Source organism: Cohnella sp., from assembly GCF_041640265.1.
In the GTDB taxonomy this organism is placed as follows: Bacteria; Bacillota; Bacilli; order Paenibacillales; family Paenibacillaceae; genus Cohnella.
Genome location: NZ_JBEQAP010000021.1, coordinates 17,576 through 30,385, shown reverse-complemented (window position 1 = coordinate 30,385; position 12,810 = coordinate 17,576). Strand labels below are relative to the sequence as shown.

Below are 12,810 nucleotides of genomic sequence, written 5' to 3'. Positions count from 1 at the left end.
TGTTATATTAGACAAAATTTATTGTTGAAAGTAGAGGGATATTGATGGCTCATCTAGGGTGGCTTATTACACGTTATGGTTATATTGGCATTTTTTCTGCTTTAGCTGTTGGTATTGTGGGATTGCCTGTGCCGGACGAAGTGCTATTGACCTACGTAGGATACAATGTATTTCAGGGAAAAATGATGTTTCTGCTTGCTTTGGTTAGTGCCTTTTTAGGCGCAGTTACAGGAATTTCAATTAGTTATGCTATCGGTTTGAAATTAGGCTTACCGTTCCTAAAAAAATTCGGGCCAAAAATACATATCAGCCAAGGAAGAATTGAATACACGCAAAATCTTTTTAAAAAATATGGAAATGTTGTACTAGTTGTTTATTTTATTCCGGGAGTTCGACATCTCATTGCCTACATAGCGGGAATCTCCCGCATGGACCTTCGGAAATTTATGATATTTGCCTACAGAGGAGCATTTTTGTGGAGTATTACGTTCATAAGCCTGGGGCATGAATTGGGGGAACGGTGGTTTATAGTCGAAGAGTATATCCATCGATACGGATACTATGTCTTTGCTGCTGTTATTCTATTGATATTAGGGGCTGTTGCATATTTTAAATTAAGGCACACGAAAGCAAAAGTATAAGAGAGAGAGAGGAACCACAAATGAAATGGAACCAAATTGGTTCGCCTATAAAAAGATATTTGTATATATCCACTTTGATACTATTCTTTTTCATTTTCATATTCGATCGATTATGGATGAAACGAAAAGCTATCCCAATCATCCCCCTTTTTTTCATTCATCAATAATATTTTAACGGTTCATCTCTCCTTAGAATCATGTTCTGTGATTTTTCAACCACAAAACAGTCTAAGGATGAGCAGTGAGGTCCGACCACGGCGGTTACCCAATTGAAAGTGATTTTCTAATTATACGTTAACGCCTGTTTACCCATGATTTCCCAAGTACGGATAAACATTTTCCTTTCAACTTTGTGAGCCTTCTTCCCAGTCAACGGGTCATTGATGTAAACATAATCCGGATCAAAACCGACCAATACCACTGCATGCAGATCCAGCGGAGTGTGTATTTCTTCATTCCCATGCTTCCAAGTTTCCCATCGATCAGGTTGTTTATAGTCCCCTGTAGTCCATACAACAACAGGTTTTCCCTTTGTGATTTGGGAAAATACATCGTCCATCGATTTACCGGTCAAATTTACGGTTTGGTCAGGAAGATATTTTCTCATCAATTGTTCAAGCGGCTTAGCGTAGACGGCATATCCCATTTTTTTGCCGGTGATATCTCCAACAAACCCATGATCAGGGTTACCCCAAGATTGTATATCACCGGAGATCTTTTTAACCGGGTCCGAATCTTTCGGAAGTTCATTGGCCAGTTTCATTTTATCCACTTGAATTCCTGCATAATGTAAAACCATCGTTAGACTGGTTACTTCGCATCCATATTTCAATTCGGGATTTTGAGAAATGAGCGGAACATCTAACATTGCCTCTTTAGGGTTCTCTTTTTTTTCTTCTGCCTTACGATGTTCATTCGTAGAATTCTGGGCTTTATGCTCAATAGGTTTGGGTTGAAGACGATCCTCACTCGCCCCATATGGTTGTTCATGCTTTTTACAACTGATCAAACTGAAAAGCAGGAGCAAGATATATAACCGTTTCTTTAGGTTCCTCCTCGTGATCGGGAAATTGCATTTTTCTTATTCTTACTCCAACCACTCCACTTTCCCTTTTTTATGTGAATTATGCATAACACAGGTTATGGAAAGCTAGCCGTTATGTAAAGTTGAAGTGGAAAAAGCGCATAGAATATGCGGTGTAAGCTTGAACAACTTTACATAATGATTCAATCTATTGGTAGGCATGTGATGCCAAAAATAGATTGGAGGTCAGTACAATGGAGACAAATCAGTTGCCAGCAACAGAGCTTATCAAGGCTACGAGAGAGGAGTTGCTCAAGGCGCGTTACACGAATCTATCATTGAAAGGAGTGGAAAGAGTTTGGATGAATCTGGAGAAGTACATGCAGAGCGCAAGCATTGTATACTTCTCCAAGGATGTGGGGATGACTTTTTTGGAAGAACGGTATCATTTTGCGGAAACTCCAAATTCACACTCCAATGAAGATCGCTTGCGAGCCATTCAACTGCTTGCAGACTTTCAAACACACCAGAGAATATTGATCAGGAGGAAGAGTAAGACGAGTGAAATCGCAGAACCGTTTGAAGCGGTTTTCAATGCATTCATGGACTTCAGAAAGAATGCGGGGATTTCAAGCAGAACACTTGAATCATACGCCATTTATTTGGAAAGGTTCTCCCAGTATTTGTTGAACCATGCAGTAACCCATGTGACAGAAATCGATGTTCCGCACATTCATGGTTTTATTCAGTCTACCGCTTCTGCCTACCGCACCGCCACAGTCTATTGTACCTCCTGCTTGTTGCGTGTTCTGTTTCGGTACTTATATGAACGGCAACTCATCACCAAAAATCTTGGGATATTTGTTCCGAGTGTGAAATGTAGCAAAAAGTCCAAGATCCCATCCGCTTATTCGCAAGAAGAAATCCGACAATTACTTGCGTGTATAGATCGAGGCAACCCGAAAGGCAAGCGGGATTATGCTATGTTGTTAATTGCAGTCCGACTGGGCATGCGTGCCTCAGACATTTGTGGATTGACGTTTGACAACTTCAAATGGGAGTCCAACACCATAGAACTGAAACAGGGCAAGACGGATGAACCGATCGTTTTGCCGCTCCTGAATGATGTGGGGGAGGCCGTAATCGATTACATCAAATATGGTCGTCCGACCGTTGAGATGAAGGAGGTTTTCCTACGTTTGTCAGCACCCATCGGTCAGATGAAGGCCCCCACTCTGCATAGTGTCGTGACCCACTATATGAGTAAAGCCAGCATAACGATTCCAGAAGGAAAAAAACATGGTCCGCACGCCTTGCGCCATAGCTTGGCAAGCGCATTGCTTCACAACAATACCCCTATGCCTGTCATTTCTGAAGTTCTAGGGCATACCGATAGCGATACAACATCGGTCTATCTCAAGATAGATACGCTCCACTTGCGCGAATATGCCTTAGATGTTCCACCCGTAAAAGTGTTGTGGTTAGGAGGTGGCCTTGCATGAGAGCCTATATAGGTGTTTTTGCTGAATTACTAACAAACTTTGTCGCCTTCAAGCGCTCATTGGGTTTTAAATATGATACGGTAGCCGACGAGTTATACCGATTTTCAAGATTTAGCGAAACCTTTCAAATGAGTGAGCCCGTATTGACTAGAGACATCGTTCAAGCATGGAATACCAAGCGTCCTAACGAAGGGCTTAAAACGAATGCGCGTAGAGCCTATACCTTACGACAGTTTGCGCTCTATCTGAATAGTGTAGGCTGCAAAGCTTACATTGCTCCGCCGGATACGAATACCCGTCACTATACCTTTATCCCCTACATTTTCACCCACAATGAGATCGAACGGATATTTGCAAACAGCGACCAACTCTACCCTCGACGATATTCAACGCTTCCCCTCATTTTACCGGTCATTCTGCGAATGCTGTATAGCTGCGGGCTTAGAATCTCCGAGGCTGTCCATCTACAAAACAAACATGTGAACTTACAGGAGGGTATTCTGGAAATTAAGAATAGCAAGTTCGGTAAGGACCGGCTGGTTCCCATGTCAGAGGCCATGACCCATATTTGTCGTCAGTATTACCCCGTGCTCCATAAGCATTCCTCCATGGAGGATTATTTCTTTATGAAGGCGGATCGACAACCGGTTACCCGCGATAATGTCTACAGAAGATTCCGTGAGATTCTTTGGGAAAGTGGCATCTCGCATGGCGGAAAGGGAATGGGACCGCGCCTGCATGACCTACGACACACCTTTGCTGTCCATGCCTTGAAACATGCAGTGGACAGGCAAACGGATGTATATTGTGCATTACCGATCCTGTCCACTTATTTGGGACATGCGTCCATTGAAGCGACCAGTCAATATGTCCGACTTACCGCCGATGCTTTTCCTGAAATCCGCGTCGTTTTAGATCAAACCTGCGGATATGTCATACCGGAGGTGGCATGGGAATGAAGCCAACCGATTTCGCTTACCATTTGACGGCGTATCTATCCAAATATCTCCCCAGCAGGATTGGCATTAGCCACAATACCATCTTGTCGTACCGCGATACCTTCTCCCTTCTGTTGCGCTTCTGTTCAGAAGGGAAGGCGATGGCGATTGAAAAGATCACGCTCGGCACATTGCAGAAGAATCTCATCGATGAATTTCTGGCCTGGCTCGAAACACAGCGTTGTTGCTCAGTTTCAACGCGGAACCAGAGACTTGCGGCTATCCATGCGTTCTTCCGTTATTTGCAATTGGAAGAACCCGAGCACCTTTATCTCTGCCAGCAAATCCTGGCGATCCCCATGAAGCGTACTGCCAACAAAGCCATCGATTACTTAACACTGGATGCCATGAAAGCCATTCTTAAGGCTCCCGATACAGCTTGTTTGATGGGACGAAGAGATCTTGTATTGTTAAGCCTAATGTATGATACGGGAACTAGAGTTCAGGAGATTGCCGACTTGGTTGTGGCGGATGTGCGTTTAGAGAACCCCGCAACCATCAAAGTCACAGGCAAAGGGAACAAAAGCAGATTGATCCCGCTCATGACACCAACTGCAAAATTGATCGACCAGTATCTATCCGAGTTTAACTTGAAACATGTTGCCTATGGCTCCTATCCCTTGTTTCAAAACCGATCTCATACCAAACTGACGCGTGCCGGCATTACATATATGCTGAAAAAGTACGCCGAGGAAGCCAGATTGCTTCATCCTGAGCTCATTCCGAAAGTGGTCTCACCACATAGTTTTCGGCATAGCAAAGCTATGCACCTTTTGCAGTCTGGTGTTAACTTGGTATATATTCGTGATTTACTTGGCCATGTCAGTATTAAAACGACCGAAGTATATGCCAGAGCAGACAGCCAGATGAAGCGTAATGCCTTGGAAAATGCGTACCAAGGTGTGTCACCTTCAGAAATGCCAATATGGCAGCAGAATAATGATTTGTTGAAATGGTTGAAGGAACTGGGGAGGTAAGTGCTGCCGTTATGTAAAGTGTTTTGCTTGAAAAGCCACGGCATTCGGGCATTCTGCACTTCAACTTTACATAACGGCTAGCTTTGCATAACCTGAGGACAACCGGTATATAGTCCCTGAGATCTTTAATTCCCCATGCTGTAACTGTTCCTTAATGATCGGATCGCGTTTTAACTCTTTTTCTACAGCCTTTACATTTTGAATGACTGTGTTGTTAATCAGTTCCTCTCCTTTTGCTCCGGTGGATTTTACTTTATCTGCAGAAGGTTCAATTTTTTTCATGATTGAACGGATATTCCCGTTTTGATGTCCTTGTAAAGCTGCAATAACCGCTCCGCATTGTTCATGACCCATAACCATAACGAGTGGTACATGAAGATGTTCGACTGCGTATTCTACACTTCCTAAAACATCTGGATCGAGGATATTCCCCACTACGCGAATAACAAATAGATTGCCCAAAGTTTGATCAAACACAATTTCGGGAGTAACCCGCGAATCTGAACAACTTATGATAACGGCTATCGGATGTTGCCCTGAAACGAGATCTTGTCTTACTTGCAAGAGATGCTTCTCAGACAGATGACCTCCCACAAATCGAACATTTCCTTCCCTTAATGAAAAAATGGCTTCATTAGGTTTTATGGTTGAAAATTCTTCAATTGCTGAACTTTCAATTATCGGTTGATTTACCGATGAGCAGCCTGCGCAAATCAGCATACTGAATACAGTAGCTGTAAGTACAGCATACCGGAACAATCCCTCCATATTGCCACCTTTTCTTCATACATTTGAATTTTCAGAGATATACATAAGGTATGTTATCCAAGGCATTATGAGTGTATACATCGTCATACGAGAAATTGCAAAGTCGCACCTTTTTCTTCAAACTTCCATGACACTCGAAATCAGATTACACACTTCAACTTAATAATCAAAATGATAGAAAATAAAAAGCACTCGATGATGAATAACATCGAATGCCTCTTTTTGATATTTATTCATCAGGCCGATCCCATTTTTTTGAGTAGGCTTTATTCGTAACCCATATCGTAACCCATATAATAAGCGCAGCAACAATACCTACCCAGAAATAAATCCAAAACACATTGTTACCTCCTACGCTGATGATTTATTACCATCGATTTGATTGGGACTTAATAAATAAGTACATACACATTCCCAAAAACAAAATGAATAGAACAATTTTAAGTATGGAATATAACATCACAACATTCATCCTTTAAAAAAAGGATTTCTAGCTTTAGGTTGTCCCTTTAACTGATCAGTTTTGCAGTCCTTACAATATTTTGATTTTAGGAATTGTCCCGAAATATCGCCAACGGAGAGAATTTGAATAGCATTTGAAATATACGTGGTTTTCTGACATGTCATACAAAAGACTTTGTTTTTTTGAAAATTCATTTTGCTCCCCCAATAATATCCTATTTAATGGTCTTGATCATCCTGTTTGTCTGACAAAATCCGCTTTTGTAAATCCGAGGGAATGGTACATTCCCATAGCTGCAACATTTGCTTCATCCAGCATGATCCCAACCCGTACGACATTTCGATTTTGGAAGCGACCCACAAGAGACTCCATTAACGCGCTCTCTACTCCCTTATTGCGGCAATTCTCATCTATTGCGATTCGGTAACATATCCCTTGTTGATTATGGATCGTTCCTATAATGACACCAATAACTCGGTTGCTACGCTGAGCAACAATGATTAAATCACTGTCGCAGTATAAGTGCTTAGCAAAAGACGCAATGGTTTCTTCCATAGAAGCACCTGAAAGAGTACTTTCAAACAACGTTGACACAACAATATAATCCCCTAATTGAAAAGAGCGGATATTCATAATAAGCCTCCTTATCGTTATCCAAGCACATTATTTCACATCACCATTTTGCTCTCCTCCTAAGTCTCTCTTTACACCTGCCAACTCATATATATAAAGTTATCAGGATCCCCATCCAAACAATAATGCATGTTCCGGAATGGACAATATAACCCTTAATTTTGGGCCCAAGAAGATTCCGATGGATACAAAAAGGAGTCCCCAAACGAGTCCACCACATCCATGAATGAACCGACTCAACTATCTTTGATACCTTTCTTTTTTGACGAAATCTTTTGGATAACTCCGATAAAAATGACAATCATTGTAGTCAATGCAGGAATCAGCCAATGGAAATAAATAAGATTATCCGGAATCGCATTTTTGATTTTAGGATCACGAAGTACCATTTCTCCAGCAGTGTACCCCAGAATTCCGGTGCCTACGTAAATAAGGATCGGAAATTGATTTAACAAGTTACCAACTAAAGTGCTTCCGGCAATGATCAGTGGAATGCTTAGTCCAATTCCGAGTCCAAGAAGCAGGTAATCATTATTCGCTTTTGCCGCTACCGCCAATACGTTGTCTAGACTCATCACAAAATCGGCTACTATGATTGTCCAAACCGCTTGTTTCAAGTTGGCTGAACTTATAATATGGTCTGAGTTTTCATCCCCACTCATTAGCTTAACAGCTATCCAAAACAAGAAAATCGCTCCGATAGCCTGAAGATAAGGAATCTGCAGCATTGAAATAGCGAGCAAAGTTAGCAGTATTCGCAAAAAAATGGCTCCAAAAGCGCCAAACCAAATCGCTTGTTTGCGCTGTTTCAATGGGAGTCCTCGACTTGCCATTGCTATGACCACCGCATTATCGCCGCTAAGCACTATATTGATGATCATAATTTGCAACAAGAGTAACCACCATTCCAAAAATTCACTCCCTCTATCGAATTCCCACGAAAGCCTATCTTGTAGGATAGAAATATACTAAATAAAAGAAACCATGATACTTCTACCTTGATAGAAGACGTTACGTTCCGGGATGTGTAGTTGTCTCGCTTTTTCCAAAGCGAGCAGAACGCATTCGCAGTACCCGATGCAATACGCTAACTCCTGACGAGGCTCCTTTCTAGTCTTCAAGCAAACGATCGAAAACCCTTCTCCTTTGGGTTGTATATAAATTTGTGCCAGCCTCAACACTTCCCATCCCTAGTTTACGTCACCTTTCTTCAAGCCTGAGGTTCAAGGACATGAATCACGTGTTTTATTTGATTATTGAAGATCTCTTTTGTCATGATCAGCAAATCGTGTATGAGAGGGTTCTGGATCGAATAAACGACACGATTTCCCTCCTTTATTCCTGAAACAAGATGCTTCGCTCTAAGCGCACTCAATTGCTGAGATACCATAGAACCTTCACCGTTTAAACACGACTGAAGCTCGTTGACACTCTTCGCTCCTTCACATATCAATTCCAAGATTTGAAGTCTGAGCGGATGAGACATGACCTTAAAAAAATTCACTCTGAACTGCTGTAGAGCCAGTTGCATAATCATCACCTCATTCCGTCTTTGAAGAGACATTCAATGAGCTAAGCTTATGTTTTTTATGTTGAACTTGTTCCAACGTATTTTTTACTTCTTGTTGGGACTGGGCATTCGACAATGCGGCACATTCACGGAAAGCGAAATGTTTACAACCCAAGCATTTATTGTGATCCAATTGGAATAATGCGTAATCAATTGCCTCACCCGTATGTTCAAAAAAGTGATTTTCCCCGATAAGATCAAACAAACCGGTTCTCTTTAACACTTCTAAAGGTTGTGGCTGAATTCCCGACATCAGAACCATACCGCCAAACTTCTCGAAATGCTTCACCAAGCTGGCCAAGTTGGACTCGCCTGTCGTATCCATGAAAGGAACTTTTCCCATGCGCAGCAGTAAAATTTTCGGTCTAAGATGAATCGTATCCATGATCGACTTCTCAAACATATTCGCGGCGCCGAAGAATAAGGGGCCCTCGATTGTATACATGCTGATCTGAGGACAATCATGTCCTTCGGTTACCATGTGCGCTTTCACTTTTTCATTTTTTGTGGTTGGATCAGGTAAAACCTTGGCTACCTTCAATACCTCACTCATTCGCTTCACAAAGAGAATAACAGCCAAGATTAAGCCAACTTCAACTGCCGTTGTTAAATTCGTAAATACTGTTAATAAAAATGTAATAAGAAGTACGACAGAGTCACTCGTTTTCGTTTTCAGGACGTGAACGAATTCTTTTCGCTCACTCATATTCCACGCAACCAACATCAGAATGGGTGCCATACTTGCAAGTGGGATATCAGATGCGTAAGGAGCAAACATAATGAGCACCAGAAAAACAACAACACCGTGTATGATACCGGACAAGGGTGATGCAGCCCCGTTTTTGATGTTGGTTGCCGTCCGTGCAATGGCCCCTGTCGCCGGAATGCCTCCAAATAGAGGAGTCACCATATTAGCGATGCCTTGTCCAACCAACTCACGGTTGCTGTTATGACGACTCCCGGTCATTCCATCGGCTACGACAGCCGATAACAAAGATTCTATACCGCCCAACATGGCAATAATAAAAGCTGGACGAATCAGTGTTTCAATTCGTTCCCAGGTTATTTCCGGAAAATGAAAATGGGGTAATGTACTCGGAATCGCACCGAAGGAAGATCCAATGGTTGCTACATGTCCTTTGAAGAACAAGGCCGCTATTACGCTTGACGCGACAAGCCCCACTAATGAACCTGGGACCTTAGGTAGAAATCTCGGTGAAAGTAGGATAACCATCAAACAAACACCTGCTGTAATAACACTGTAGATATTAATGGTTGCCAGATGCATCACAATTTCCTTCATGTTGGGAAGAAATTTTTCATGTTTCTCGATACCGCTGAGACCTAAAAAATTAACAATTTGACCGCTGAAAATAATGACAGCGATACCAGCGGTAAATCCGATGGTTACAGGACGAGGGATAAACTTTATTAATACACCAAGTCTAAATGCACCCATTAGTACAAGAATAATCCCAGCCAGAAATCCAGCAATCAATAAATTTTCGTATCCATACTGGATGACAATGGCGAAAAGGATTGGAATAAATGCACCGGTCGGACCACCAATTTGAAATTTGGAGCCTCCAAACAAGGATATTAAAATACCGGCAACGATGGTTGTATAAATTCCGTATTCGGGTTTGACCCCAGCAGCAATAGCAAACGCCATCCCTAATGGAATGGCGATAATGCCAACAATCAGGCCTGAAATGAGATCCTTACGAAATGCAGCTGCATTATATCCTTCAAATCTTCCTATCCATCTCATCAGGTGTACCTTCTCTTCTTCATATATTTGATTATTTGAATATATATGAAATGTTACTCCTGTGAACTGCCAATGTCAACCGCGAAAATTCGACTTGTTACCACCATGGAGTATTGAAAAAACGCAAAAAATAAAGGAATCCTGTGCATTGCTCGCGGATCCCCCTATTATTTTACTATTTGCTCGTTCCGAATAACTTATGCAATGAAATGTCATGAACGAGGCGATTAATCGATTTAATGAGTAGATGATTTTCCTGTATGATCAGTTTTCTTCCTTTAAAGATGAAGATGCATTATTCATACAATGACTGCAGTTATTTGTTATGGGGTAACTATTTTTGAAGAACCCTGTTTTCATAATTTGGTATGCTTTGTCAATGGAGATTAAGTTCTTACACGTTAAATAATCTACTTCACATGGTTTTTGATACGTCTCCATCTCAAACCTCCTGCATATACAAAAAACAAAGTGATTACTTCATGTGCTCTCGGATCAATTTATTCTTTTGTCTATGGTTCGTTCCGTATGACTTCCAATAATGAAATAGCATCAACTAGATGGTTATCAAAAATCTTCTTCGTAACCACTAATAAGTCTTTAATTAATGGATCCCGCAATGAATAAATGACAGAGGTTCCGTCCTTTAATCCATAAACGACATTCTTATTTCGTAATACAGCCAACTGCTGAGATACGGCGGAACCTTCCGACCCCAAAATAGTTTGAAGTTCATTTACATTTTTATCCTCTTCGCTTAAGACTTCAAGAATTCGAATTCTCATCGGATGAGCCAAAGCTTTAAAAAAATCGGCTTTAAATTGTTGGATATTTTGATTCACGGCATATGCCCCTTTAATTTTTGAACTTTTGAATATATGAATATCATAGCATATATTTTGAAACGAATAAAAATATCTGTTGAACTTATGGTTCAGTATCATGGGGATTCTTTTGGCAGGCTTTCTGTTTGAGAATGATTGATTGCTGCGGTTGTCATTTGTTTTCATGTGGGGTATAATGCCTTTTATATTCAAACTTTTGAATATTTGATTGTTAATCATTTTAAAATGGAGTGGATGCGAATGCCTGGCTTCACGATCAGTGATCAATCAACAAGAAATTCGCAACCCCTTAATAAATTACCGAAACTTGTAAGCAGGTCGATGGTCATTGAGAATGGAATGAATTTTCTGCAGGAAATGGGATCGGACCATATTTGTAAAGTTTGCATTTCTAACGGCGGTTCTTGTTGCAGTGGTTGTCGGCATCTTTCGAATGGAGTTGGATGTCAAAAGCGTAATACAAGTTGCACCGCATGGTTATGTGGATTTCTTAAATATATGTTGTATGAAACGGGACTTTTACAGGAATGGAATGATTTTTGGGATCAAGTTCCTGGTCAGGATTATCGTGAGGATTTCACCCCGGAATATTTTTTCACTCAAAAATCATTACACATCCAAAACATGAGAGTTCTTAGTGAGGCACTTGCTTCCGATCTTCATGAGTTGGCTCGTTCACATATCGCGATTGGATTCATTCTTACACTTAGGGAGAAAATTGATAAAAATATTGACCAATTAACTTACTGCAAAAATGATCCTGCGAGGGAAACAAAAATAAAAAGAAACATAAAAATTTTATCGAGCCATTTTCATCATTTTCACAAAGCATTAAGTGAATTTTACCCGAGATAAATAAATTAACAATGGACTTTTGAACGGGTACTTTATAAGAGCGTGCAGAAATGCACATCTCTTTTTGCATCAAAAAAAATAGAAATTCGGCACAATATAGCTAACTAGAGGAGGTAAAGAAGTGTGCCAACTTTGTCAGGAATTCTGGAAGCGACGTCAAGTGTGATTAAGTCGTTGTCGGATGGTGAAAAGCCTCCATTACATGTGGGAGAAGTAATGTCTTGTTGGACATACCTTGCTTTTATCCAAGACATTATTAACTACGAAAGTGTAGCTCTCAACACGACAACCGACAAAGAATTAACGGAACTTTGTCAAGAAGCTTTAAAAATCACTCAATCCCATGAAAAACTAATCAAAGATTTCATGGGAAAAGAAGGTATTCCATTGCCGGATGGACCACAAATCAAGCCAAAGTCTGATCCTAACGCCATTCCAATGGGTGCTAAATTTACGGATAAAGAATTAGCTAATGCCGTAGCAATAAATTTAGCTTACGCTGCATCGATTTGTGCTAACTCTGCTATCCAATCTCTTCGCAGCGATGTAGGTTTAATGTTTTTTAAATTTCAAGCGGACAAAATGATGTTTGGAACCACTGTCAAAACATTGATGGAAAAACGAGGTTGGCTTAAAAAGCCGCCTTACTTTTACCAATCAGGGTTGCCAGCCCAAAGTGAAAACAGTTTATGATATTTATTGAGCAAATCCAGTGCTGCAAAGATGCTGGATTTGTTCATTTATATGCCTTATAGGGGTAGTA

13 protein-coding genes are annotated in these 12,810 nt (G+C 40.9%); 6 read left to right on the top strand and 7 right to left on the bottom strand.

Translation table 11 applies throughout. The features are described from left to right. Positions 1–44 precede the first annotated feature (44 nt). A complete protein-coding gene (locus ACESLK_RS16050; RefSeq protein ID WP_373230587.1) occupies positions 45–641 on the top strand; it encodes a DedA family protein in 597 nt (198 codons plus the stop codon). 283 nt (positions 642–924) lie between these two features. Here the strand turns inward: ACESLK_RS16050 and ACESLK_RS16045 are convergent, their stop codons facing one another. Next, on the bottom strand, positions 925–1,650 hold the full coding sequence (locus ACESLK_RS16045; RefSeq protein WP_373230586.1) for a C39 family peptidase: 726 nt from the start codon (positions 1,648–1,650) through the stop codon (positions 925–927). A 269-nt stretch (positions 1,651–1,919) separates the two neighbouring features. Here ACESLK_RS16045 and ACESLK_RS16040 point away from each other — a divergent pair, with 269 nt between their 5' ends. From ACESLK_RS16040 to ACESLK_RS16030, 3 genes are read left to right on the top strand one after another with little or no spacing between them, the layout of a single operon-like run. After that, positions 1,920–3,167: a tyrosine-type recombinase/integrase gene (locus ACESLK_RS16040; RefSeq protein ID WP_373230585.1), complete on the top strand. Its 1,248-nt coding sequence runs from the start codon at positions 1,920–1,922 to the stop codon at positions 3,165–3,167. Further along, entirely contained in the window at positions 3,164–4,126 is a 963-nt protein-coding gene (locus tag ACESLK_RS16035) for a tyrosine-type recombinase/integrase (protein WP_373230583.1), read from the top strand. Before ACESLK_RS16040 ends, ACESLK_RS16035 begins: the two co-directional genes overlap by 4 nt. Then, positions 4,123–5,142 carry a site-specific integrase gene (locus tag ACESLK_RS16030; RefSeq protein WP_373230582.1) on the top strand — a complete coding sequence of 340 codons (1,020 nt, stop codon included), beginning with the start codon at positions 4,123–4,125 and terminating at the stop codon, positions 5,140–5,142. Before ACESLK_RS16035 ends, ACESLK_RS16030 begins: the two co-directional genes overlap by 4 nt. A 66-nt stretch (positions 5,143–5,208) precedes the next feature. Here ACESLK_RS16030 and ACESLK_RS16025 read toward each other — a convergent pair whose 3' ends face one another. From ACESLK_RS16025 to ACESLK_RS16000, 6 genes are all read right to left on the bottom strand, one after another. Beyond that, entirely contained in the window at positions 5,209–5,910 is a 702-nt protein-coding gene (locus ACESLK_RS16025; RefSeq protein WP_373230580.1) for a carbonic anhydrase, read from the bottom strand. Positions 5,911–6,604: 694 nt separating this feature from the next. Next, on the bottom strand, positions 6,605–7,006 hold the full coding sequence (locus ACESLK_RS16020) for a GNAT family N-acetyltransferase (protein ID WP_373230579.1): 402 nt from the start codon (positions 7,004–7,006) through the stop codon (positions 6,605–6,607). A 236-nt stretch (positions 7,007–7,242) separates the two neighbouring features. Next, positions 7,243–7,917 (bottom strand): TerC family protein, encoded by a 675-nt coding sequence (locus ACESLK_RS16015; RefSeq protein ID WP_373230577.1) that lies wholly within the window; start codon positions 7,915–7,917, stop codon positions 7,243–7,245. Positions 7,918–8,216: 299 nt separating this feature from the next. Further along, on the bottom strand, positions 8,217–8,537 hold the full coding sequence (locus tag ACESLK_RS16010; RefSeq protein WP_373230667.1) for an ArsR/SmtB family transcription factor: 321 nt from the start codon (positions 8,535–8,537) through the stop codon (positions 8,217–8,219). 10 nt (positions 8,538–8,547) lie between these two features. Then, on the bottom strand, positions 8,548–10,347 hold the full coding sequence (locus ACESLK_RS16005) for a SulP family inorganic anion transporter (RefSeq protein WP_373230576.1): 1,800 nt from the start codon (positions 10,345–10,347) through the stop codon (positions 8,548–8,550). Positions 10,348–10,859: 512 nt separating this feature from the next. After that, positions 10,860–11,189 (bottom strand): ArsR/SmtB family transcription factor, encoded by a 330-nt coding sequence (locus tag ACESLK_RS16000; RefSeq protein ID WP_373230575.1) that lies wholly within the window; start codon positions 11,187–11,189, stop codon positions 10,860–10,862. Between the two features lie 138 nt (positions 11,190–11,327). Between ACESLK_RS16000 and ACESLK_RS15995 the strand changes: the two genes are divergently transcribed. Continuing rightward, positions 11,328–12,047 carry a hypothetical protein gene (locus tag ACESLK_RS15995; RefSeq protein ID WP_373230574.1) on the top strand — a complete coding sequence of 240 codons (720 nt, stop codon included), beginning with the start codon at positions 11,328–11,330 and terminating at the stop codon, positions 12,045–12,047. Positions 12,048–12,170: 123 nt separating this feature from the next. Then, a complete protein-coding gene (locus ACESLK_RS15990) occupies positions 12,171–12,740 on the top strand; it encodes a DUF3231 family protein (RefSeq protein ID WP_373230573.1) in 570 nt (189 codons plus the stop codon). Positions 12,741–12,810 lie beyond the last annotated feature (70 nt).